Here is a 24,526-nt window from a genome sequence, read left to right on the forward strand (position 1 = left end):
GTGAACAATGATGATGCACACTGGTTCAGACGGTGGACTCCACGCAACGGCCACCGAACGGCGCGTCGACGACCTTCTCGAGCAGATGACGCTCGCGGAGAAGGCGGCACAGCTCGGCTCGGTCAACGCCGAGAAGCTTCTCCATGACGACGGCACGCTCGACGAGGACGCGGTCGACGAACATCTCTCCGAGGGCATCGGCCACCTGACACGCATCGGCGGCGAGGGGAGTCTTCCCCCGCGCGAGGCGGCCGAGCGCACGAACGAACTCCAGACGTATCTCCGCGAGGAGACGCGGCTCGGAATCCCCGCGACACCCCACGAGGAGTGTCTCAGCGGCTACATGGGACCGGAAGGAACGACGTTCCCCCAGATGATCGGTATGGCGAGCACCTGGTCGCCCGACCTCCTCGAGTCTGTCACGGGGACGATCCGCGAACAGCTGGAAGCCATCGGCACCGCCCACGCGCTCTCGCCCGTCCTCGACGTCGCACGCGACCTCCGCTGGGGGCGCGTCGAGGAGACGTTCGGCGAGGACTCCTATCTCGTGGCGGCGATGGCCTGCGGCTACGTCGGCGGTCTCCAGGGTGACGGCGACGGCATCTCGGCGACGCTGAAGCACTTCGTCGGCCACAGCGCGGGCGAGGGCGGCAAGAACCGCAGTTCGGTCAACATCGGCCGCCGCGAACTCCGTGAGACCCATATGTTCCCCTTCGAAGCGGCGATCCGCACGGCGGACGCCGAGTCGGTCATGAACGCCTACCACGACATCGACGGCATCCCCTGTGCCAGCGACGAGTGGCTCCTGACGGACGTGCTCCGCGGCGAATGGGGCTTCGACGGCACCGTCGTCTCCGACTACTACAGCGTCGAGTTCCTCCGCAGCGAGCACGGCGTCGCCGCCGACGAACAGGAAGCCGGCGTCGCGGCCGTCGAGGCCGGAATCGACGTCGAACTCCCGTACACCGACTGCTACGGCGAGCATCTCGTCGACGCCGTCGAGGCGGGCGTACTCTCGGAGGCGACGCTGGACGAATCGGTCCGCCGCGTCCTCCGCATGAAGGCCGAGAAGGGACTGCTCGACGACTCGACGGTCGACCCCGAGGCGGCCGCCGAGCCGTTCGGCACCGACGAGGCACGCGACCTCACCACGCGCGCAGCGCAGGAGTCGATGACGCTCCTGAAGAACGAGGACGACCTGCTGCCGCTCGTCGGCGACGACACCGACTCCGTCGCGGTCGTCGGCCCGAAAGCCGACGACGCACAGGAGCTGATGGGCGACTACGCTTACCCTGCCCACTACCCCGAGGAAGAGGTCGAGTTCGAGGCGACGACGCCGCTCGACGCCCTCACCGCACGCGGCGACGAGTACGGCTTCGACGTCCTCCACGAGCAGGGCTGTACGACGACAGGCCCCGAGACGGACGGGTTCGACGCCGCGGCCGACGCCGCAAGCGACGCAGACGTCGCGCTCGCGTTCGTCGGTGCCCGCTCGGCCGTCGACTTCTCGGACTCCGACAAAGAGCGCGTCAACATGCCGAGCGTCGCCACCAGCGGCGAGGGCTGTGACGTGGTCGACCTCGGCCTGCCGGGCGTCCAGGAGGAACTGGTCCACCGGCTCGATGAGACAGACACGCCAGTCGTCGTCGTCGTCATCAGTGGGAAGCCCCACTCCATCGAGTCCGTCGCGGAGTCGGTCCCCGCCGTCGTGCAGGCGTGGCTCCCCGGCGAGCGCGGTGGCGAGGGCGTCGCGTCGGTGCTCTTCGGCGAGCACAACCCCGGCGGCCATCTGCCCGTCTCCATCCCGCGGAGCGTCGGCCAGCTGCCTGTCCACTACAACCGCAAGCCCAACACGGCCAACGAGGAGTACGTCTACACCGAGAGCGACCCGCTCTACCCGTTCGGCCACGGTCTCTCCTACACCGAGTTCGAGTACGGCGACCTCACGCTGTCGACCGAGGAACTGCCGCCCGCGGGCACGGTGACGGCGACGGTGACCGTCGAGAACACCGGCGACCGCGCCGGTCACGACGTGGTCCAGCTCTACGCTCACGCGGAAAACCCGGACCAGGCGCGGCCGGTCCAGGAGCTCGTCGGCTTCGAGCGCGTCCACCTCGACGCGGGTGAGACGACGCAGGTCAGCTTCACGGTCGCCGCCGACCAACTCGCCTACCACGACCGGGACATGAACCTCGCGGTCGAGGAAGGTCCTTACGAGTTCCGTACCGGTCACTCGGCAGCCGACATCACGTCGACCGCGTCGGTCACGGTTACAGAGACGAAAGAAGTGCCGTCGAACGGTCGGACGTACTTCAGCGAGACGGACGTCACGACCCTCGAATAGGGGTCACTCGGCCGTTTTTCGGCCGATTTGAGGTATTCGGGTCTTTTTTCGAGGGAGTCGGGTTCGGGGTCGAGATTGAGGTCGACGGCGATGGGGTGCTGTGTGTGGGTGGCTTGGTCGTCTCAGTTTCTGTCGTCGGTTCGTGTCGGTGGCCGTTACGCGCAGTATCCGATCAGACGACGACCGTGTCGTTGACGAGTCGGCCGATGTTGTCGATGTCGATAGAGACGCGGTCGCCCTCTTCGAGCGTGAACGTCTCCGGCGGGACGAGTGCCGTACCCGTCAGCAGCACGACCGTCTCGGGAAGGTTGTTGTGACGACCGAGGTAGTCGACCAACTTCTCGCAGGAGGTCGCCATCTCGCTCGTGGACGTCGAGTCCTCGTAGACGACCTCTTCGTCGCGTTCGATGGTGAGCGACATCGTGAGGTCATGGGGGTCTTCGACGAACTCGGGGGTCGAGACGCAGGGGCCGACGGAACAACAGCGGTCGTAGACCTTCGCCTGCGGGAGATACAGCGGGTTTTCGCCCTCGATCTCGCGGCTGGACACGTCGTTGCCGACGGTGTAGCCGACGACCTCGCCACGGTGGAGGACGACGCCCAGTTCGGGTTCCGGCACGTCCCACTTGGAGTCACCGCGGATGCCGATAGAGTCGTGTGTGCCGACTGTCCGCGACGGCGTCGCCTTCAGGAACAGTTCGGGGCGGTCACTCTCGTAGACGTCGATGTAGACCTCGGGCTTGCCGCTCTCGGCCTTCCGGGCCTCCTCGCTGATGCGGTAGGTGACCCCTGCGGCCCACACCTCTTCGGGGACGACGGGCCGAAGCGCGTTGGCTTCGACGTCGTCAAGGTCGCGCTCGTCCGCTTCGGGGATTCGCTCGCGGGCGATCGCGTCGATTGTCTGGTTACTAGCGTTGGCCGCCCGTGCGAGTTCGGTGAACGAACCGAGATCCTCGGAGGTCGACGTCAAGTCGTAAGCGTCACCCTCGTCGTCGATGACGACGAGTGAGTCGGATTCCGACCGATGCTCTCCGCCGGGAAGTCTGTAGTACCGCATACTCGTTGATGACTATAGACCACTAAAAATGTATCGTCGCTCGCAGACGAAATGGGAACCGGAAGTTCTCTCGCACGACGAATTTACGCTTCGTCGAACAGCGCGAATCAGAGATTCGCTGGCTTGACTCGGCTTACGCTTCGTCGAACACTGCTGAGCGAAGCTCAGCAAGTTCGGCTTCGGCTTACGCTTCGTCGAACAGCGTCTCGCCTTCGACCATGTGCTCCTCGACGGCGTCGAGGTCGAGCGTCAGGCCGAGACCGGGTTCTTCGGGGATCTCCATGCGACCCTCGCTGATGAGGTTGTCCTCTTCGACCAGGTCCTCCCACCAGTCGAGCTGGTAGGAGTGGTATTCGACTGCCAGGGAGTTCGGGATGGCGGCCGCGACCTGTGCAGAGGCCATCGTCCCGATGGGCGAGGAGACGTTGTGCATCGCGACCGGGATGTAGTACATATCCGCGAGGTCGGCGATCTTCCGGGTCTCGCGCATCCCGCCGACGCGCGGCAGGTCGGGCGCGACGATGTCGACCGCCTGCGGTTCCAGCAGCGTGCGCTGGCCGTACTTGCGGTAGACGTTCTCGCCGACGGCGATGGGCGTCGCGGTCGACTTCGTGACTTCCTCCTGCACCTCGTGGTTCTCCGGCGGGACGGGGTCCTCGAGCCACCAGACGTCGTAGTCCTCGAGCGCGCGTGCGAGACGCTTCGCACTGCCGCCGGTGAACGACCAGTGGCAGTCGAAGGCGACGTCGGCGCGGTCGCCGACGGCCTCGGTGACGGCCTCGACGATCTCGACCTTGTGGTCGATCTCGGGGCCGCGCAGGTGGCGGTTCGCGCGGTCGACCTCGTGACCCGAGGGGACGTCGAGGTCGAACTTGATGGCGTCGTAGCCGAGCTCTTCGACGACGCGCTCACCCTCGGCGGCGCAGGCCTGCGGGTTCGCCTCGTCCTCCGTGTGGAGGTCGCAGTAGATGCGCACCTCGTCGCGGTACTTCCCACCGACGAGCTGGTAGGCGGGGACGTCGAGCAGCTTGCCTGCGGCGTCGTGCAGCGCGATCTCGATGCCCGAGATGGCCGAGATGACCTTGCCGGAAATCGACCCCTCGCCGGACATCTTCTGGACGAGATGCTCGTAGAGACGGTCGATGTCCAGCGGGTTCTCGCCGACGAGGAACGGCTTCATCCGCTCGATGATGGCCGTGTCGCCACCGCCCCAGTAGGACTCGCCTGTGCCGACGACGCCCGCGTCGGTGTAGACGCGCACGAGAATCCACGGATAGTTGCCGTCGACCATCGTCGTCTGGACGTCGGTGATCTTCGCGTCGCGGACGCCGCCGCGGTCGTTGGTGAGACCCATCGTCTCCGACGATAGGTCACGCATCGTATACTCTGCGTTCGGGTCGCTAAGCTTGGCGTGGTCGACCATTGCGTTCGTATATCCCGAAAGCCGCTACTAAAGCTTGCGGGTCGGTAGCGATTCTGCCGGGTGGACCGATACTGAACGAAAAGAGCAGCCGAGAGGGCGTGAGAGCGTCTCTCAATCCGACTCGTTCGACTCGTCGTAGGCGACGACGGTCTCCACGCCGTTTTTGGTGATTCGCAGCCGTTGGTTGGCCGCGACGTCCTCGTATGTGCGTTCGGTCCCGTCGGGCCAGGTGACGGTCAGGTCGACCTGCTCGCGACTCCCGAGACCGAGATGGGTGACGCGGCTCTCCTGTGAGAGGAAGTCCGACTGGACCGTCTGCTGGACGACCGTCTCGCCGCCGGGCGTGGAGGCGACGACCTCCGCCCCGTAGACGGTCGAGCCAGCGTCGTCGACGACGCGGAAGGCGACGCTGTTGGCCGCGTCGCCGACGCCGACGTTCTCGTAGACGGTCACCGTCCCGTCGTAGGGTGCGACGATGACGTCGCGGTCGCCGTCACGGTCGTAGTCGAGCGTCACCAGCCCGCGGCCGTCGTGTTCGGTCAGGTTGCGCTCGGAGGCGTCGAGATTCCGGAACTCGTCGCCGTCGCGCTCGAACAGCATCGGATAGGTGTAGTGGGGGTCATCCGGGTCGATCTGGGTGACGTACTGAGTCGCGTGGATCAGGTCACGGTCGCCGTCGTTGTCGAGGTCGGTCAGACTCGCTGCCCAGCCCCAGCCGCCCTCTCGAACGCCGTACTTGACCGCGCGGTCGGTCAGATTACCCGAGCCGTCGTTGATCATCAGCGTGTTGCCCTTCGTCCGGCCGGATTTGAGGACGTTGCCGAAGAGCAGTCTCAGCCGCTCGTGGCGCTCCTTGTCCTCGACCTCGTCGAGCGGCAGATAGATGTTCGTCGTGAACACGTCCTGGCGGCCGTCGCCGTTCACGTCGGCGATCTCCGAAGACATCCCGTTACGCGAGGTGTTGCCGCGCAGGACGCGCTCCTCGAAGCTGCCGTCGCCCTGGTTCAGGTAGATCGCGTCGGTATTGTAGTCGTTGGCGACGTGGACGTCCGGCAGGCCGTCGTCGTTCAGGTCGACGAAGCTCGCCGCGAGACTCCACCGGTCGGCCTCGCTCAGGCCGGAGTCCTCGACGCGCTCGAAGCCGTCGTCGGTGTTCTCGTAGAGGACGTTCCGGTTGCCGTTGTCCTCGTCGACGAACTGATAGAGGCTGAAGTAGCCCTCGGGCTTGCGGTCGACCCAGTCGCCCGACTGGTAGACCAGAATGTCGGTGTCGCCGTCGCCGTCGTAGTCGGCTGCGGTCGCACCCATCGGATAGGTCAGATTGCCGAGGTCGGTATCCGACCGTTCGAACGTCCCGTCGTCGTTGTGCAACAGGACCGGCTCGGCGTGCGAGCGCAACACGAGCAGGTCCTCCCAGCCGTCGCCGTCGTAGTCGACGAACAGCGCGCCTTTGACCGCGTCGCCGAACTCGGGGAAGCTCTCGACGCGCGCGAACTCGCCGCCGGTGTTGCGGAACAGCGCGGGCCGCTCGCCGCCGACGGCGAGGACGTCCTGCCAGCCGTCGTTGTCGTAGTCGGCGACGTAGACGCCGTCGTCACCGTTGCCCGCGCCGCCACCGTCGGTCTGGTAGTCCAGCCCCGAGGATTCGGTCGACTCCTCGAACTGGATGTCCGTGTCGACGCCCGCTCCGCCTACCGCGCCGAGACAGCCCGCACTCACGACGAGGACTGTGAGCGCGAGCGTCGCGAGCGTGAGGGTTCGTCGGCGGCCTGCTCGCCCACTCATCGCTGGCTCGGGAGCGCGCGGTCCGCGCGCGGCGGGACGAGATATGTGCTCCGCGAGAGTGTCCCGAGATAGTCGACGATGCCGTGCTTGTCGTCCGGAACGTCGGTGTCGAGGTCGTACTGGTCGATGTTCATCGCCTTCCGGACGTCGACGAACTTCTGGGTGTCCGTCTGGACCGACGAGAAGTTGAACGTCGACCCCTCGACGTCGTCGGTGGCGACGCCCTCGGAGCGACGGAGGATCTGTGTCTGGAAGTTCTCGTCGCGCGCACTCGCGACCTTCTGGGCGTGGCCGACGATGCCGTGTTCGGCCGCCAGTTCCTCCATGTTTGCGACGTTCTCCTCCGTGATGCCGCTGTGGCTACCCATCCGGTCGCCGATGTCGCCCACGTCGTCGTAGTCGTGAGCCGGACAGTACATCTCCTTCGTCCGCTGTTCGTGGGACTGACCGTACCACTCGTCCAGCGACGTCCGGATGCGCGAGACGGCGAGCGTCGTCCCGCCCGCAAAGGGACCGTCGGAGAACGTCGCGGTGTCCTCCGGCGGGAGACTGTTGTCGAAGCCCGCACGGAAGCCCATCGACAGCGGGGCATCCTCCGGGATGTCCTCGTGGCCGATCTCCTGAGCAGGTCGTCCCTTGCCGAGGACACCCGACCGACGCTCGACGACCTCGAAGACGCCCGACAGCCGACTGTCGACCGCGACGCCGTTGAGCTGTTCTTTCTCGCCGAACAACGCCTCCTCGGCGGCGAGCAGGATGGACGCGTAGTCGCTGTCGAGCAACAGCATCGCGTCGAAGTCGGCGGCCAGCGAGGGGTCCTCGCCGAGTTCCTCCAGAATCGCCTCGGGCGTTTGGAGTTCGGGCAGGTCGATGCCGACCTGTTCGAGATACCGCGGCGCGTAGCCGACGAGAAACAGGAGCCCGTTGTTGATGCTTCCGCTCGTGTCGAGACCGCTCCCCCACTGGAAGGCGCGTTCGAGCAGCCGGAACGCGTCTTCGACCTGCTGTCGTTCCTCGTCGGTCGGCGGCACCGACCCCTCGTAGGACAGCCCGAGCAGCAACTGGTGTTGGCTCTGGGTCACCGTCCCGTGCGCACTGTTGACGAGATAGTCGTCCCAGGCGTGTTGACGGTCGGGGAGTTCCGAGCGGTCGTCGGTCCCCTGTGGATACTCCGGTGGGTCGGGCGTCTCGGCGTCCGGCGACCGTTCGGCCTCCTGGCAGGCGGCGAGGGCACTCGTACCACCGATGGCGAGTGCCGACCTGACCAGCGCCCTGCGCGAGAGTCCTCGCGAGTTCTCAGACGTCATCTTCTCTCTGTTACGACTTGACCAGTAAATGCGTTTTTATCGGTTTCCGGAGATGTTCCGCCGGACTAACCGGTTCGACGCGACCCGGGGTCTCTCACGCCAACCCCCACGTATTTATCTCCCGCTCCGTATCGTACGGCCATGACCACGGACTCGTCGAAGCCACTCGATGGTATCGCCCCCGAAGAGACGACACCCGACGACGTGGACGACGCGGAGATTCGTGCCGCGCTCGCCTCGTCCAGCCCACTGGTCCGCCAACGGGGCGTCGAAGTCCTCGGCTCGCTGGCCGCACAGGATCTCGACGCCGTCGACCCGTTCCTCGACGAGATCGCGACGGCGACCGCCGATGACAACGTCGCCATCGCGCTGCGAGCTATCGGCGTCCTCGACACCGTCGCCGTCAACGACCCGACGCGACTCGACGGCCGGCTCGACGACCTCGTCTCCGTCCTCGACTCCGAGCTCGTCGACGTCCAGCTCACGGGCGGGCGGGTCCTCGCGACGCTCGTCGTCGAACAGCCCGAGCTCGTCAGTCCGTACGTGCGCGAACTCGTTGCGGCCATCCGCGCCACCGAACTCGACGAGAACCCGCAGAACTTCGGCGAAGTCGTCTCCGACCCGGTGACCCGCCAGACGCTCGAACAACACGAACAGGGCGAGCGCGACCGACGGCTGGACAGCCGTCGCACCCTCGTCAACGTCGTCGTCGCCGTCGCCGAGACCGACCCGGACGCGGCGGTCGAGGCGGTCGACGACCTCGTCGCGCTTCTGGACGACGTCGACCCCACGGTTGCGGGCGGCGCGGTCGACGCACTCGGCGAACTCGCGGCGAGCCATCCCGACGCCGTCGCCCCCGTCGTCGACCGGCTCGTCGACTGCCTCGACCACTACCACACTCTCGTGCGTGCGCGAGCGATCCGGGCACTCGGCTATCTCGGTGAGGAGTCGACGGTGTCGGCACTTCAGGAGGTAGCCGAGAACGACGACGACGAGGACGTGCGAGAACTGGCGGCCGATACGGCCGAGTTCATCACAGAAAAACAGTAGCGAACCGAGCGCGGACGCGCAGAAACGCGGAAACCTAGCTCACTCCTCCATCGCACGCTTGGTACAGTACCAGTAGAGCACGCTGAAGGAGACGAACAGGACGACGACGAGCACGATGTCGATGACGAGGATGGGGTACGTCTCGTCACCGGGTCGGATGTAGAGCGCGGAGAAACCGAGGAAGAGCGCCGATGCGATGAGAAGTGCGAGCAGAATCTTGATCCGCTCACGTTGCGCGCAAACGAGATCGACCAGAAACGACGTGTTCGCCATAGTACGTGGTCCGTAGACCCAATAAAAAAAGCCAGCGGTCGTTCTACTGCTGTTACTCGGTTCTGCTGTCGCGCCGCCGGATCAGTTTCCGTTACCCTTGCCGTTGCCCTTGCCCTTGTTTTCCTTGCCGTTGCCGTTTCCGTTACCGTTGCCATTGCCGGGCGTCTCCAACTCGACGGTCACGGTGTCGGTGTCGTCGTCGACCGTGACGGTCGTTTCGCCGGAGAGCGCGCCCTTCTCGGCGGAGATCTCGTACTCGCCCTTGAAGCCGCGGGTGGCGTAGACGCCGTCGTCGTCGGTCTCGCCGGTCTCCTCGGTCCACCACTCGTCGTAGACGAGTTCGAGGAACTTCTCGCCGTGCTCGCGGAGCGTCCAGTCGGAGTCGTAGTAGGCACCGGTCGGCCGCCAGTGGTCGTCTTCCCAGAAGCCCCACGAGATGAGTGCCTCGACGGCAGGCTTGCTGAACGCCACCGTCAGGAAGTCACGCAGGTAGTCGCGCTGGACCGCGACGTCCTGGGCATTCCGACGGCTGAAGATCTGGATGTCGAACTCGGTGATGATGAGGGGGACACCGAACTCCGAGAAGTCGTCGAAGCCCGCGATCATGTTCTCGATGTCGAGCATCTGGTTCCACTGCTGTTGGTGGTGGGCCATGAAGCCGATGCCGTCGAGCGGATAGTCGTTCTCGACGAGGTGGGTGATGTAGTCGTAGTACTGGCTCCGCTGCCACGCACCACCGACGACGCCCATCTCGTTGGTGTGGAGTTCGTGGTCGGAGTTCTCGTCGGCGATGTCCCACCACTTGTCGACGGCCTCCCAACCGAGTCCCTCCTTGTCGCGGAAGTTCGACTGCCAGATGGGGTGGTTGTGCATGTCCCACTCGGCGACGTCGTCCTCGAACTCCACCGCGTGGCTCCGGATCTTCTCGGAGACGAGCTCGTCGACCTCGTCGGCCGTGTATTCCGAGAGGTCCTTTTCCAGACTCATCCCACCGCCGCCGTCGGGGTTGGCCTGCTCCCACAGGAGGTGGTGGCCGCGAACCGGGAAGTCACGGTCGTTCAGCCAGTCGAGCGTGGCCTGCGTCGCTTCGTTGTCGATGTCCCAGTCACCCTCCCACGCGGGGAACTTTAGACCGTTCTCGATGGTCGCCTTGTTGAAGTTCTCCTGGAAGACCTCGCGGTAGCGTTCGTCGTCCTCGCTGTCGCCAGTGATGTGTTCGACGGAGACGGCAGTCCCGAAGTCGAAGGCGTGCTCGGCCATCTCGACCTCGACGGTCGCGTCGTTCATCGGCTGGCCGCCGGGGTTGAGCACCTCGACTTCCATGTCCGTCTTGCGGATCTCCTCGATGCGTTCGTGGGCGGCTTCCCGCCATTCGGCGTCCTCGTCGCGCCCCTCGTAGTCGTACGGCGGGAGGTTTCCGAGTGAGATGTCGCCGTCACTGTAGTCGAAGAGGGCGACGCCACCGAACTCGATGCTCTGCGCGCCGTATCCGGCCCAGAACTCCAGCGTCGGGACGGCGTCGGAACTCGGTTTCGCGCCGACTTCGATGGGGAAGAAGTAGCGCATCCACTCGCCGGTCGGGGCGATCTCCGCGCCCCGCTGGACGAAGTTCTCTGCAACGGGAGTGTTGCCAGCAGCGTCGGGTGCGCGGTAGCCGAAGGCGGCGTGTGCCTCGGCATCGTCGGCGTCGCTGCGGACGTAGGCGACGCCGAGCAGGAGGTCGCCCTCGCTGAACTCGTGGTCGGAGACGGCACCGCTGTAGGCGATAGCCGAGGGGTCCTCGGTGCCCGCCGAGACCGTCAGCTGCTCGCCCGTCGTGATCGGTACAGCGTCCGTGTCGACGGTGACTGTTTCCGTCGTCGCGCCGCCCCGCGGTGTGAACGCCTCCGTCGCTGCATCCTCCGTCTCGCCGTAGACGTACGTCCCGTCGGGGAGGGATTTCTGCTGTCTGGCCGAGGCGGTCAGTTCTGCCCGAAGCGTCTGGTGGTAGTTGTCGAGTGCCGATGACGAGGACTGAGCGGCCGCGGTCGACCCGACGGCAGCCGAGACGCCGAGCGCGCCAAGTGATTTCAAGAACAGTCGTCGCTTGCCACTGAGTTGTGAACTATCGTTCGTCATGTAGCTCCACTGGCAGCTAGGAACATCATTACTTAATACTGTGGTAATGACAGCAATTTATCCGCTATCTCGGTTATACCAGCCCATTTCAGCTCGGACGGAAGTCGCGGGAGCAGCCAGCAGCGAGCGGGCGTCGGAGACAGTTCGGTGACGGGACAATCTACATGAACCACGGGGTCGACGTTCGCCCACAGGTCACCGATGACGACAGCTTATCTCACCGTCGACGACGCACCGTCCGACAGCCTGCCCGCCAAAGTCGCCGCCCTCGACGCGCGGGACGTCCCCGCGCTGTTCTTCTGCGAAGGGCGACGGCTCACGGAGTATCCGGACCACGCCCGCGAGGCGGTCGAGGCCGGCTACCACCTTGGTAACCACGCCTACTCCCACGAGCACGCCTCGTCGCTCTCCCCGGCGACGTTCCGCGAGGAAGTGGCGTGGACCGAGGCACTCCTCGACGACGTCTACGAGAACGCCGGTGTCGACCGCCCGACCCGAACATTCCGGTTTCCCTACGGTGACGACGGCAGCGATGACGGTGGAGACCACGCCGCGGCCCTGCAAGACATCCTCGCGGAGTTCGACTTCGTGTCGCCGGACGCGGGGCGAGTCACGTACGACTGGTACGCGGCGGAACACGCCGACAGGCTCGACTGGTACTGGACCATCGAGGTCCAAGACTGGACGGCCGAGTCGCCTGCGGATCTCCGTGAGCGTGTCACCTCCGACGCGGTCGGTTCCCGTCTCGACAGCGACTCCGCCGACATCGTCCTCTTTCACGACGCCGGAAACTCCCCCGCGGAGTTCGAAGCTTTCGTCGACGCGATGCTCGACCGCGGCGTGGAGTTCGGCGCGCCGCTCGATCTCGTCGAGTGAACGGTCCTATTGAGAAAACGACGCCGTCGAGCGAGTCGCCGTCAGTCGTCGCCGACGCGGCCCTGCTCGTCCGCGACGCTCGAGTAGTCGTAGAAGTAGTCTGTGAGGACGTCACGCCAGCGTTCGGCCTGCGCGACCTGTTCCTCGAACCGTTCGGCGACGTGCCGGAACCGCCGTTCGTCGATCTCGCCCTCGAGCGACTGCCACTCGTCGCGGAGTCGCTTGGTCTCCTCGACGCCCGCAAAGCAGTTGTCGTAGAGCCGTTGGACGACAGTCGTCCCGTCGGCGAGTTCGTGGGTCCACGGCAGATGGTGGAAGAACAACAGGAGCTCCTCGGGGCAGTCCTCGACGGACTCGTACCGTTCGGCGACCGGGTCGCGGTACTGGCCGGCGTAGCCGCTGCCCGTGCTCGTCCGGTCGACGCCGATGCCCTCCTCGGTCGCGCCGTGGTAGCCCGGCCACTCCTCGGGCGAGGGGTAGTAGTGGTTCTCCAGATACTCCTCGCCGTTGTGCATCATGTGCATGAGACCGAGCCCGCCCGTCTCGTAGTCGATGCAGGCCTCCCACGAGTCGTGGAGGATGCGAGTCACCGTGTCGACGACTTCCTCGTCGCCGCCGAAGGTCTGGCGGACCCACTCCTCCGTGACCGCCTCGGCGGACGCCTCGGGGTCCCACGCAACTCGGCCGAAGGCGTAGAGGTTCGCCTGTGCGAGGTACGTCCCCGTCCAGCTGTGGTCCTCACCGACGCTGCCGACGCCGACGACGCCCTCGCCGTCGTCGCGGAACAGTGAATGGACTGGCGACCCCGGCCCGTCGGCGTGTGTGTCGAAGTCGAATATCTCCTCCCACATCGGGAGATGGTAGGTCGCGTGGACGCCCTGCCCGGTGTACTCCTGGGTGATCTGCAGTTCTAGTCCGAGGTCCGTCTCGGGCATCGCGCCGAAGAGCGTCGACACCGGCTCGCGCGGCTGGAAGTCGATGGGACCGTTCTTGATCTGGACGGTGACGTTGTCGTCGAAGTCGCCGTCGAGCGGTTCGAAGGTGTCGTAGGCCTGTACTGCGCGGTCCTCGTGGGTTCCGTAGACGAAGGCACGCCACCAGACTCGGCCACCGTGTGGTTCCAACGCGCGTGCGATAGCGTTCGCGCCGTCGACGTGGTCGCGGCCGTAGTCGTACGGGCCGGGCTGTCCCTCCGAGTCGGCCTTGACGAGAAAGCCCCCGAAGTCAGGAACGAGTTCGTAGATCTCGTCGGCCTTCTCGCGCCACCACGCCTGGACCTCCTCGTCCAGCGGATCAGCCGTGTCGAGGTCGCCGACGAGCATCGGCGCGGCGAAGTTGACCGAGAGATACGGCCGAATCCCATAGCGACGGAACACTGACGCGAGACTCGTGAAGGCTTCCAGCCGGTGTGATTCGAGCAGTTGCCAGCCCTCGAAGGCGTCGAAGGCGGCGTTCGCGCTCGCTCGCTCCGGCTTCGTCGTGTTGACGTTGTTGAAGACGATGCCGTTGACGCCGACGGAGGCGAGGAGTCGCGCGTAATCCTCGTACCGCGGTCGGAGGTCGGGCAGTCGCTCCCAGTCGAAGATAGACTCGCCGCCGTAGCCGCGCTCGACCGACCGGTGGAAGGGTGTGTCCCACTGGTTGAGCAGTCGGTTCTCGTAGGCCGGTTCCTCACGCACGTCGAGGTCGTCGACGGGTTCGTGTGTGTTCAGGAGGCGTAAGAGGTGAAACGTTCCGTACACCAACCCGCGGTCAGTCGAGGCGGTAACGACGAGACAGTCCTGGCCATTCCACGTCACCGACTTCAACAGATAGCCGCCGTCGGCGAGGTCGTCGACGACGTCCGTCGGGACCGACTCGGCGATCATCGCCATGTCGTCGGGCGTCCCGATGGCGAGAAAGCCGTCGGCTGTTGTGGGGGGATGTTGCCAGAGATGTGGGTCACTCCCGAGCAGGTCGGGGAGCGCGCGCCGGAGTTCGTCGCGAACGGCGCTCAGTTCGGGTGCTTTCTCCGCGATGTACGCGTGTCGACACCGACGTCGGTACGAGTCGAGACGTCCGTCGGGGACGCGCTCGTACCGGAGCCAGCAGCTGTCGTACTGATTCATCGTGTTCGACTGGGCAGTCGGTACCGGGGACTAAAACGGTAGTGCTCAACCGAATAATTAAACTGGTGTGAGCCGTCAGTTCCGTTAACCGCTGACAGTCAGTGCCACGCAGGTTGTCAGCAATCCGACCCGATTCCGGTCCGCGTAGTACCGAGAGCCCCTTTGATACCATTTTTCAGGGGATATAAGCCCATTATAATACACAATGTTTATAATCAACTATAGAATACTACGCCATGTTATGTCATCTGATAGCAGGCGGGAGTACGATAGACACATGAGCCGCCGGAGGCTGCTGGCGGCGGCCGGAGCGTCCGGGGTTGCGGCCCTCGCAGGCTGTTCCGGTGGAAATACCGAACCGACAGATTCGGGTTCCGGTTCTGGTTCCGGTTCGGGGGACACAACAGACGAGTCGGGTGAGTCGGGGATGTCCGTCGCCGATGCGTCGTTCTCCAACGCCTACACGGGCAACCCGGTCGACCTCCACTTCAACGCCTCGGCAACCCAGAACTTCGCCTGGCCTGCCGGGCGAGCCGTGTTCGCGCCGTTCCTGAAGTACTCGTTCAACAACTCGGAGTTCATGTACGGCGCGCTCTCCGACCTGCAGATCGAAGACCAGGAAGTCACGATGACGTTCCGTGACGACCTCACGTGGAGTAACGGCGACGAGTGGACCACAGAGGACCTGGAGGTCCAGCTCCAGCTGGCCCAGAAGACCGGCAGTTCGCTGTTCGGCTACGTCGACGACTTCGAGATGGTCGACGACAAGACGGGGAAACTGATCCTGTCGGGACCGACGAACCCCCAGATCATCAAGTTCGAGCTGACGAACTTCTTCGTCGACACGAAGGCAGAGACCCACGAACAGTGGCTGGACGCGCCCGAAGCAGACTTCCTGCAGTGGGCGTGGGAAGACCCTGTCGCGAGCGGAATGTTCCAGTTCGAGAACAAAGACCAGCAGGCCTTCGAGTTCTCGCGTAACCCCGAGTTCTACAAGTCCGACAACGTCAACTTCGAGAGCTATCTCCTCGAGAGCTACGGTGGGAACACCGCCCAGCACCAGGCACTCATCTCCGGCACTGAGGTGGACGCGTCGACGAGTCTGTTCACACCGCCGGAAATCGCAGACCGCTTCCCGGACCACGTCGTCGAGGTCAACATTCCGGCGAAGTGGGGCTACGGTATCGTCTTCAACCACAACGACCCGCACTTCGGCAAGCGGAACGTCCGACAGGCTGTCGCTCACGTCATCAACCGGCAGGCACTCGTCGACAACGCCGGGCCGCGGACGAAGTTCACCGCGCCGATTCCCTGTGGTATCGCGCCGCGCGACCAAGAGTACTGGCTCGGTGACTGGTACGACGACTTCGAAACCTACGGCGCGGACGAGACGCAGGCAGAGCAGGCGACGCAGCTGCTCGAAGAAGCCGGCTACACCAAGGTGGACGGCACCTGGCAGGACAGTGAAGGCGAAACCCTCGGTGGGGAGTACTTCTCGCCGTCGGGGTGGACCGACTGGACGACGATGACCCAGACGGTCGTCAGCCAGCTCAACGAGTTCGGCTTCGACTTCTCGGTCAGCACGAAGCCGACGAACGACTGGTTCGGCCAGTACTCCAACAGCAACTTCTCGATGGGGTCGCTGTACTGGCTGCCGGGCGGATCGCGTTCGTCGTTCCCGTACTTCCCGCTGTACTACCAGCTGTGGGCGACCGACATCGGTGGCGGCCACGGCTACCGCGAGAAGGCCGACTCCGAGCAGACCATCCCCAGCCGCGACGGTGGCGAGACGACGCTCAATCCGCTGGAGGTCACGCGTAACATCGCTCGACAGGCGAACGACGACGAGTCGCGGCCCTACGTCCAGCAGGCAGCGTGGCACAACCACATCGAACTGCCGTTCCTCGGGCTGGTCTCGAAGTTCGAGCAGTCCTGGGTGACCGACGACGAGTGGACGGTTGCCAGTGAAGACAGTCCCAACCGCCGTGTCAAGTGGCCCCCGTTCTGGTGGGTCCACGAGGGCGAGCTGCAGTACCAGGGATAATAAGCCCCCTCGACAAAGCCACCAACGCCAACAATGAACTATTACCTCAGACGAACGGTCAGAATACCCCTGACCATCCTCGCAGTCGCGACGCTCACCTTCGGGTTGATTCGCCTCCTCCCCGGTGGGCCGTTTACGCAGCTGCGCATCCAGCTTATCCGTCAGGGTGTTCCGGCCGAGCAGGTCAACGCTCGTATCGAAGCGCTTCAGAACATCAGACCCGACGCACCGCTCTGGCAACAGTATCTCGACTATCTCATCGGCGTGGTTCAGTTGGATCTCGGTCGTTCGATATCCCTCAACGCGCCCGTGGTCGAAGTGCTCGCCCGCGCGCTTCCGTGGACGGTCTTCCTCGTCGTGACGTCGACAGTACTGATGTTCGTCGTCGGCGTCCTCATCGGGGCTGTGCAGGCGTACAAGGAAGGCTCACGGTTCGACAAATTCGCCTCGGGGAGTTCCATCTTCCTGATGGCCGTACCGTACTACATCTTCGCCGTCATGTTCCTGTTCTTCCTCGCGTTCCAGCTTCAACTGTTCCCGACCGGGAACGCGGTCGAACGGGGCCTCGATGCCGCACTCAGCTTGGAGTACATCTTGAGCGTACTCCACCACGCGGCACTGCCGATCCTGGCGTTCACCATCGGTGGCGTCGGGTCGACGGCACTCAACATGCGCGGAAACGGTATTCAGGTACTCGGTGAGGAGTACGTCGAAGTCGCCCGCCTCCGCGGGCTTTCAGACAGCCGTATTGCGACGAAGTACGTCGCCAAGAACGCTATCCTCCCGATGTACACGGGACTGCTGCTGCTCATCGGCTTCCGTCTCGGCGGAACCGTCGTTTTGGAGCAGATCTTCTCGTATCCGGGGCTGGGTTACTACCTCATCTCCGCGGTCAACGCGAACGATTATCCGCTGATGATGGGCTGTTTCCTCATCATCACGATCACGCTCGTCATCGCGGTCTACATCGCAGACCTGACCTACGGTCTCATCGACCCCCGCATCAGTGCAGGTGATTCCGATGGTTACTGAAGCCGACTCCTCTTCGTCGTCCGACGATATCGACTGGCGATCCGATTCGTCGTCGGCCGAGATGAGCCAACGCGACCGGCTCGCTGAGTTCTACGAACAGAGCATCTACGAACCCGCCGTCGTCGCGTGGTCGGACATCCGGACGCGAATCGGCATCGTCATCCTGAGCGTCTACTTCCTGATGGCGCTCATCGACGTGCTGGGACTCTGGCGCGCACCGGTGCCGAACCAGGCACCGCGCCTGCTCGTCCCCTTCGCAAATATGCAGTATCCGCTCGGGACGACGCAGTCGGGCGTCGACCTACTCGCACTCATCATCGACTCGACGCCGTTCATCCTGTTGATGGTGCTCGCGGGCGGCGTATGGGCGACGAGCGTCGCCATCGTCGTCGGAACCATCTCGGGTTACAAAGGCGGTACCGTCGACACCGTCATCACGTCCATCTCGGACCTGTTCATGGCGATTCCGGGACTGCCGCTCATCATCGTGCTTGCCATCGCGCTGAGTCCGGAGAACCCGCTTCTCCTCGGTGTGATCCTGACCATCAACTACTGGGCCGGGCTGGGTCGGTCGATCCGGTCGCAGGTCCTCTCGATTCGTGAGGAAAGCTACGTCGAAGCCTCGCGGACGATGGGAACGAGCACGCCCCGTATCATCGTGAAGGACGTGCTGCCGAACATCATGCCCTACATCATGGTCAACTTCGTGCTCGCCGCGCGGTACACCATCTTCGCGTCGGTCGGGCTGTACTTCATCGGTGTGCTGCCCTACACCGGCCAGAACTGGGGCGTCACGCTGAACAACGCGTACAACCAGGGTGGACTGTTCACCCTCGGCGCGCTCCACTGGCTGCTCGTGCCCATCGTGGCCATTGTCGGCCTCGCGTTCGGGCTCATCCTAGTCAGTCAGGGCATGGACCGTATCTTCAACCCGCGGGTTCGGACGCGCCTCACCGGTAAGTCCGAGTCCGTCGAGGAGAGCGACAACGAATCCACGTCCACGTGGGTGTGATATAACATGGCGACCAACACTTCACCAAACGACACGGTAGTATCGGACGACGAGGTCGACGATCCGATCCTCGAGATCGAGGACACGAACGTCACCTACAGCGAGGGCGACACCTACGTCCTCGAAGACGTCAACGTCACCATCGACCGCCACGAGGTACTCGGCATCGTCGGCGAGTCCGGCTCGGGCAAGTCGATGTTCGCCTCCGCGCTGCTCGACGCAGTCCCGGACCCCGGTCTCCTGACCGGCAAGATCCACTACAACCGCGAGGACGGCTCGACCGTCGACATCCTCGAGATGAGCGACGAGGAACTCCGCCAGTTCCGCTGGGAGGAGATCTCGATGGTCTTCCAGGGTGCGATGAGTTCGTTCAACCCGACGATGAAGGTCGGGTCGCACTTCAAGGAGACGCTGCGAACCCACGACAAGGACGTCTCGCAGGGGATGGAGTTCGCTCGCGAACTGCTGGAGAACCTCTATCTCGAACCGGAGCGCGTGCTCGGCTCGTATCCGCACGAACTCAGCGGTGGGATGCAGCAGCGCGCGCTCATCGCGCTGAGCATGGTACTCGACCCGGAGGTGCTCGTCATGGACGAGCCAACGGCCGCACTCGACCTGCTGATGCAGCGGTCGATTCTGCAGCTCCTCGACAACCTCCAGAGCGAGTACGACCTGACGATCATCTTCATCACGCACGACCTGCCGCTGGTCGCGTCGTTGGCCGACCGGATGGCCATCATCTACGCGTTCCAGTTCGCCGAAATCGGCCCGCGTGACGAGATTATCGGCAACTCCGCGCATCCATACACGAGGGAGCTGTTGAACGCGACCCCGAACCTCGACGCGCCGTTGGAGGACATGCAGCCCATCGAGGGCGAGGGGCCCGCACCGGTCAACGTCCCCTCGGGCTGCCGGTACCATCCGCGGTGTCAGCTCGCGACCGAAGAGTGTCGGACCGACGACCCGCCGTTCTCGCCGGTCGACGACGAGAGCAGCCACCGCTCGGCCTGTCACCACCGTGAGGAGGCCCGCGAGAAGATCCCGCTCAACTTCGGCAAGACCGCCGAAGACTTCGAGCAGCCGCTCCGCGAGGAGTCCGAAGGCGGATCGGCACCGGCGGCTACCACGGGGAGCAGGGAGACGGCCGACACGCCGTTGCTGTCGCTCAACGACGTCGAAGTCCACTTCGAAGAACAGCAGGGACTCGTCGAACGGTTCACGGAGGACCCGACCGTCGTCCGCGCAGTCGACGGCATCTCGCTGGACATCGAGGAACAGGACCTCGTCTGTCTGCTCGGCGAGAGTGGCTGTGGGAAGACGACGCTCGGGAAGACGATGATCGGTCTCCAGAAGCCGACCGGCGGTTCCATCGAGTACCGCGGTCACGACATCTGGGAGGCCAAGGACGGCAACGCCGACATTGACTACGACGAGGTCCGTTCGGCACTCCAGATCATCCACCAGGACCCCGGCAGCGCGCTCAACCCCAACCGGCGCATCTCGAATATCCTGTCGGAGCCACTGCGTCACACCCATCCGAACATTAGCCGTGCCGAGCGGCGTAACCGGATGCACTCGCTCTTGGAGCGAGTCGGCATGACGCCCGCGGCCGACTTCCTCGACCGCTACCCACACCAGCTGTCGGGTGGCGAGAAACAGCGTGTCGCGCTCGCGCGCGCGCTCCTGATGGACCCGGACGCCATCCTCGCAGACGAGGCCATCAGTGCCGTGGACGTGAGCCTGCGTATCGGGATCATGGACCTGATGCTCGAACTCCAGGCGGAGTTCGACACCTCGTTCCTGTTCATCAGCCACGACCTCTCAAACGCACGCTACTTCGCCGAGCACGGTGACGGCCGTATCGCCGTCATGTATCTCGGCGAGATCGTCGAGATCGGCTCCGCCGAGCGGCTCATCCACGACCCGCGACACCCCTACACGGAAGTGTTGCGGTGGGCGACGCCGAACCTCGACCTCGACGCGATGGACGCCGAGGATCCGCCGATCCGTGAGATCGACGTTCCGGACCCGGTCAACCCGCCGTCGGGCTGCCGGTTCCACACGCGCTGTCCGGTTGCGCGTGAGGCCTGTCGCGAGGAGCAGCCGCAGCTGTCAGAGCTGGACGACGGCGACGGAGCCGCGGCCTGCTTCCGCGAGGACCCGGACCACGCGTACTGGGACAGCGAACCCCTCGAGGGCGCGGTCGCCGAACCCGAAGACATCGCACAGCACTGAGACCACGCGCGGACACTCCCGTCCCGCTATTCGTCCGACGACATTTTTTGGCACTGCGACACCGACAAGCTATTACTACCCACACCGGCATAGTCGACACTATGACACGGTACACCCCCGAGTGCGTGGACGACACACTCGTTCTCGTCGGCGAGGACGACGGCGACCGGATCGAGATCGGGACCGTCGACGACATCGTCGACGCCATCGGTGGCGAGACGTATCAGATCGAATACGACCACCACCAGCGAACCCAGCCGTGGCTCCGGACGGACGACGGCGTGCTCGAGATCGACGTACGCGAGGCGGTGATGACGCTGCCACACACCGAAGAAAAGGTCGCGGACCTCGTCGACTACGATATGTCGACGGACAGATACGGTCTCCCCGCCCGGACGGTCGAGTTCGCCAACCAACTGGTCGACATCTTCGAGCGGCAGGGAAGTTCGTAGGTCGTCGCCGACGCGGGTCGTGCGGTCCCGCGACGGTCTCGACCGCTCACAACGAGTCGAGGTCGACTTCTTGACCGGTCTCTGCGGCTTCGTAGATGGCGGCGAGCGCTCGCATATCGACGAGCGCGTGGTCACCGTCGGGCGTCAGCGGCTCTTCTCGCAGTACGTGGTCGGCGAAGTAGTCGAACTCCTCGGTCATCTCGTCAGCGAAGACGTCGCGGCGGCCGTCGTCGAGTTCGACCTCGCGGCCGTTCATCGTCCGGTAGGTCAGTGTCTGCGGCGACTCGCCGAGGAACGTCGGTTCCAAGAGGAGTTCCCCTTCGGTGCCGACGAACCGGAGATGACCCGAGAGATGTGAGTGCTGGCTGGCCGTACAGGCGGCGTAGGTGCCGTCGTCGAACTCGATGGTGAAGGTGGCGTGCTGGTCGGGGACGTCTCGGAACGCCTCGTCTTCGGAGTGCATCTGGGCGGTCACGCTCACCGGGTCGGTCCCGAGGACGAACCGCGCGGTGTTGAGCGGGTAGATGCCGAGGTCCATCACGGTCGCGCCGTAGCCCGCGAGGTCGGGGTTCAGCCGCCACTGGTCGGGGTCGCCGGAGACGAAGTCGAGCATCTGCTGGCCCATGTGGCCGTGGACGGCCACCGGCTCGCCGATGGCTCCCTCGGCGACGAGGTCACGCATCAGTCGGACCTGCGGGTCGGTCTGCATCCGGTAGGCGACCATGAGCGGGACGTCCTCGGTCGCGTCGACGAGCTCCTCGGCGCGTTCGAGCGTCGCCTCGACGGGTTTCTCACAGAGGACGGCCTTGTCGTGTTCGGCTGCGGCCTCCGCGTAGGGGAGATGCAGCGCGTTGGGCGTACAGATGTAGACCGCGTCGTACTCGTCGGTCGCCTCGCCCGCGACGAACTCGTCGTAGGTGAGACCGGTCGTGATCGTCGGTGTCGCTTCGACCGTGTCGTTTGCCTTCTCGTGGCTGCTGCTGACGGCGACGGTCGCTTCGCAGAACTCCGAGGCCTGGATGGCCGGGATCGCCTGTTGTCGGGTCCACCAGCCGAGACCGATGATGGCGAGTCGGAGCGTTCCGGAATCCAGTGCTTCCCAGTCACGGGTGCGGACACCCTGCAGTAGGTCGTCGAGTGACATACTACGAGCGTTCTCGGCGACTGGCAAAAGTGTAGTGGACGGGGCGGAAAACCGACGGCAACGTTCGTCGTCGTCGAGTCGACGCTCGTCGGCAGGTAGTTGGGGAACCGTAAGAGTAGTATGCGAGAACCGAGAACATGTGGCTGATGACGGATACGAGAGCAAACTACGTGAACGGAGAGTGGGTCTCCTCGGAGACGGGCGAGACCATCGACGTAGAGAACCCCGCAAACCCGAGTGAAGTCGTCGCGAGCTACCAGCAGTCCAACGCGGCGGACGCGGCCGACGCGGTCGACGCCGCCGTCGCCGCACAGGACGACTGGGCGACGACACCCGGCCCGGAGCGCGGCCGTATCCTCCGAGAGGCGGGCACTATCCTGCAGGAGCGTAAGGAAGAGCTGACCGACTCGCTGGTCGCCGAAGAGGGGAAGGCCCGTGCCGAGGCAGCCGGTGAAGTCCAGCGCGCCATCGACATCTTCCACTACTTCGCCGTCAAGGCCTCCGACCTCGGTGGGACGACGAAGTCCCCCAGTGGCCGACAGAAGAACCTCTACATCCGCCAGGAGCCGGTCGGCGTCGCCGCCCTGGTCACGCCGTGGAACTACCCCATCGCCATCCCGGTCTGGAAGCTCGCACCGGCACTGGCCGCTGGCAACACGGTCGTCCTGAAGCCCGCGTCGCAGGCTCCCGGCGTCGTCCTCGACGTCGCCGAGGCTCTGGACGAGGCAGGCCTGCCCGACGGCGTGTTCAACGTCGTGACCGGTCCCGGCAGCGAGGTCGGCTCCGAGTTCATCGAGAACGAGGGCACCGACGCCGTCTCCTTCACCGGCAGCAGCCACGTCGGCGAGATGGTCTACGAGCAGGCGACCGACTCGGGCAAGCGCGTCCAGACCGAACTCGGCGGCAAGAACCCGACGGTCGTCACCGACTCGGCGGACCCCGCAGAGGCGGCCGAAATCGTCGCCACCGGCGGCTTCGGAACGACCGGCCAGTCGTGTACCGGCTGTTCGCGTGCCATCGTCGACGAGGAGGTCTACGACGACTTCGTCGCGGAACTCGTCGACCGCGCGGAGTCCATCGACGTCGGTCCCGGCAACGACCACGAGATGGGCCCGCAGGCCAGCGAGAGCGAACTCGAAGGGACCCTCGACTACATCGAGATCGCCCAGAACGAGGGCGCGACGCTCGTCGCGGGCGGCGGCCAGCCCGAGGGCGAGGAAGTCGAAGACGGCTACTTCGTCGAGCCGACCGTCTTCACCGACGTCGAGAGCGACATGCGCATCGCCCAGGAGGAAGTCTTCGGGCCGGTCGTCGCCGTCCTGAAGGTCAGTGACTTCGAAGAGGGCCTCGCCGTCGCCAACGACGTCCCGTACGGTCTCTCGGCCAGCGTCGTCACCGACGACCACACCGAGGCAAACCGCTTCATCGACGAGGCGGAAGCCGGCGTGGTGAAGGTCAACGAGAAGACGACCGGTCTCGAGCTGCACGTCCCGTTCGGCGGCTTCAAGCGCTCCTCCTCGGAGACGTGGCGCGAACAGGGGGATGCCGGTCTCGACTTCTACACCATCGAGAAGACCGTCTACGACAACTACTGAACGCGGTTGAGCGACGCGCGAGCGTCGCCCCATCCGTCGCAGACGACGCTCGCCGACCCCAGTCCGAGTCACGTCACACCCACAACAGCCTCTCCGATTCACCGATTTTTTGCGGCTCGACCCCCGTGAGTTGGCCCAGTAATTATATGGGGGGCTGTCGAACACGGGGATATGAACGACGCACTTGTCGTGTTAGAAGACAGAGACGCCTGTGAAGACCTGCTCCGTGAGGCAGCCATGTACGCGAAGGGCGCGGACCGTGACCTCGTGCTCTACTCGCCGCTGACAACAGAGGAGTTCGAAGAGGCCGCCTCGACACTCGACGAGATCGGGCGCGTAGAGAACCGTGAGTACAACGACGACGAGATACTCGGTGTCGCGTTCACCTTCGCCCGCGAACTCGCGAGCGACGCGTTGGAGGATATGGACGTCGAATGGTCCATCGTCGCCGACGTAGTCGAGGAACGCACGGCCAACCACATCGTCGACGTCGCCGAAGAGCACGACTGCGACCACGTCTTCACGCTCGGCAGCCAACGGTCGCCGACGGGGAAAGCCGTCTTCGGCGACAGGACCCAGCGGCTCATCCTCAACTTCCCGGGCTACGTGACGACGAAGATGAACTAACTCGGCCGCCAGCCCAATCTATTTGCCACCCCTTTCCGAAGCCA

General features: G+C 64.7%; 18 protein-coding genes. 10 read left to right on the forward strand and 8 right to left on the reverse strand.

What is annotated here, in order from left to right:
• Positions 1-13 precede the first annotated feature (13 nt).
• Positions 14-2,344, forward strand: a complete 2,331-nt coding sequence (locus BLR57_RS17895; protein WP_170830701.1) for a glycoside hydrolase family 3 N-terminal domain-containing protein — start codon at positions 14-16, stop codon at positions 2,342-2,344.
• A gap of 172 nt (positions 2,345-2,516) precedes the next feature.
• Here the strand turns inward: BLR57_RS17895 and BLR57_RS17900 are convergent, their stop codons facing one another.
• The 4 genes from BLR57_RS17900 to BLR57_RS17915 form a co-directional block, all read right to left on the reverse strand.
• Complete coding sequence (locus tag BLR57_RS17900) at positions 2,517-3,401, reverse strand: fumarylacetoacetate hydrolase family protein (protein ID WP_089699912.1); 885 nt, start codon at positions 3,399-3,401, stop codon at positions 2,517-2,519.
• Positions 3,402-3,585: 184 nt separating this feature from the next.
• Complete coding sequence (locus tag BLR57_RS17905) at positions 3,586-4,824, reverse strand: mandelate racemase/muconate lactonizing enzyme family protein (RefSeq protein WP_089699914.1); 1,239 nt, start codon at positions 4,822-4,824, stop codon at positions 3,586-3,588.
• A gap of 111 nt (positions 4,825-4,935) precedes the next feature.
• On the reverse strand, positions 4,936-6,609 hold the full coding sequence (locus tag BLR57_RS17910) for a CRTAC1 family protein (RefSeq protein WP_089699916.1): 1,674 nt from the start codon (positions 6,607-6,609) through the stop codon (positions 4,936-4,938).
• Positions 6,606-7,916: a DUF7405 family protein gene (locus BLR57_RS17915; protein ID WP_089699918.1), complete on the reverse strand. Its 1,311-nt coding sequence runs from the start codon at positions 7,914-7,916 to the stop codon at positions 6,606-6,608. Before BLR57_RS17915 ends, BLR57_RS17910 begins: the two co-directional genes overlap by 4 nt.
• A 141-nt stretch (positions 7,917-8,057) precedes the next feature.
• Between BLR57_RS17915 and BLR57_RS17920 the strand changes: the two genes are divergently transcribed.
• Positions 8,058-8,966 (forward strand): HEAT repeat domain-containing protein, encoded by a 909-nt coding sequence (locus tag BLR57_RS17920; RefSeq protein ID WP_170830702.1) that lies wholly within the window; start codon positions 8,058-8,060, stop codon positions 8,964-8,966.
• A 39-nt stretch (positions 8,967-9,005) separates the two neighbouring features.
• On the opposite strand, the gene BLR57_RS17925 is transcribed toward BLR57_RS17920, so the two are convergent.
• A complete protein-coding gene (locus BLR57_RS17925) occupies positions 9,006-9,239 on the reverse strand; it encodes a hypothetical protein (protein ID WP_089699920.1) in 234 nt (77 codons plus the stop codon).
• Between the two features lie 81 nt (positions 9,240-9,320).
• Positions 9,321-11,357, reverse strand: a complete 2,037-nt coding sequence (locus BLR57_RS17930) for an endo-1,4-beta-xylanase (RefSeq protein ID WP_089699923.1) — start codon at positions 11,355-11,357, stop codon at positions 9,321-9,323.
• 201 nt (positions 11,358-11,558) lie between these two features.
• Here BLR57_RS17930 and BLR57_RS17935 point away from each other — a divergent pair, with 201 nt between their 5' ends.
• The gene (locus tag BLR57_RS17935; RefSeq protein ID WP_089699925.1) at positions 11,559-12,233 is read left to right on the forward strand and encodes a polysaccharide deacetylase family protein; all 675 of its coding nucleotides are present in this window, start codon (positions 11,559-11,561) and stop codon (positions 12,231-12,233) included.
• A gap of 41 nt (positions 12,234-12,274) precedes the next feature.
• Here BLR57_RS17935 and BLR57_RS17940 read toward each other — a convergent pair whose 3' ends face one another.
• Positions 12,275-14,341: an alpha-glucuronidase family glycosyl hydrolase gene (locus tag BLR57_RS17940; RefSeq protein WP_089699927.1), complete on the reverse strand. Its 2,067-nt coding sequence runs from the start codon at positions 14,339-14,341 to the stop codon at positions 12,275-12,277.
• A 277-nt stretch (positions 14,342-14,618) separates the two neighbouring features.
• Between BLR57_RS17940 and BLR57_RS17945 the strand changes: the two genes are divergently transcribed.
• The 5 genes from BLR57_RS17945 (at position 14,619) to BLR57_RS17965 (ending at position 21,116) form a co-directional block, all read left to right on the forward strand.
• Positions 14,619-16,385, forward strand: a complete 1,767-nt coding sequence (locus BLR57_RS17945; protein ID WP_089699929.1) for an ABC transporter substrate-binding protein — start codon at positions 14,619-14,621, stop codon at positions 16,383-16,385.
• Between the two features lie 33 nt (positions 16,386-16,418).
• The gene (locus BLR57_RS17950) at positions 16,419-17,417 is read left to right on the forward strand and encodes an ABC transporter permease (RefSeq protein WP_089699931.1); all 999 of its coding nucleotides are present in this window, start codon (positions 16,419-16,421) and stop codon (positions 17,415-17,417) included.
• The gene (locus tag BLR57_RS17955; protein ID WP_170830703.1) at positions 17,407-18,429 is read left to right on the forward strand and encodes an ABC transporter permease; all 1,023 of its coding nucleotides are present in this window, start codon (positions 17,407-17,409) and stop codon (positions 18,427-18,429) included. Before BLR57_RS17950 ends, BLR57_RS17955 begins: the two co-directional genes overlap by 11 nt.
• Positions 18,430-18,435: 6 nt before the next feature.
• Positions 18,436-20,664, forward strand: a complete 2,229-nt coding sequence (locus BLR57_RS17960; RefSeq protein WP_089699935.1) for an ABC transporter ATP-binding protein — start codon at positions 18,436-18,438, stop codon at positions 20,662-20,664.
• A 101-nt stretch (positions 20,665-20,765) separates the two neighbouring features.
• On the forward strand, positions 20,766-21,116 hold the full coding sequence (locus tag BLR57_RS17965) for a hypothetical protein (RefSeq protein WP_089699937.1): 351 nt from the start codon (positions 20,766-20,768) through the stop codon (positions 21,114-21,116).
• 46 nt (positions 21,117-21,162) lie between these two features.
• Here BLR57_RS17965 and gfo6 read toward each other — a convergent pair whose 3' ends face one another.
• Complete coding sequence (gene gfo6, locus BLR57_RS17970) at positions 21,163-22,260, reverse strand: D-xylose 1-dehydrogenase Gfo6 (protein WP_089699940.1); 1,098 nt, start codon at positions 22,258-22,260, stop codon at positions 21,163-21,165.
• A gap of 146 nt (positions 22,261-22,406) precedes the next feature.
• On the opposite strand from gfo6, the gene xacF reads away from it, so the two are divergent.
• Both xacF and BLR57_RS17980 read left to right on the forward strand, forming a co-directional pair.
• Positions 22,407-23,855: a 2,5-dioxovalerate dehydrogenase gene (gene xacF / locus BLR57_RS17975; RefSeq protein ID WP_089699942.1), complete on the forward strand. Its 1,449-nt coding sequence runs from the start codon at positions 22,407-22,409 to the stop codon at positions 23,853-23,855.
• Between the two features lie 171 nt (positions 23,856-24,026).
• Entirely contained in the window at positions 24,027-24,482 is a 456-nt protein-coding gene (locus BLR57_RS17980; RefSeq protein WP_089699944.1) for a universal stress protein, read from the forward strand.
• The last annotated feature ends 44 nt before the right edge of the window (positions 24,483-24,526 follow it).

Origin of the sequence: Halogranum gelatinilyticum (genome assembly GCF_900103715.1) — an archaeon.
Lineage (GTDB): Archaea > Halobacteriota > Halobacteria > Halobacteriales > Haloferacaceae > Halogranum > Halogranum gelatinilyticum.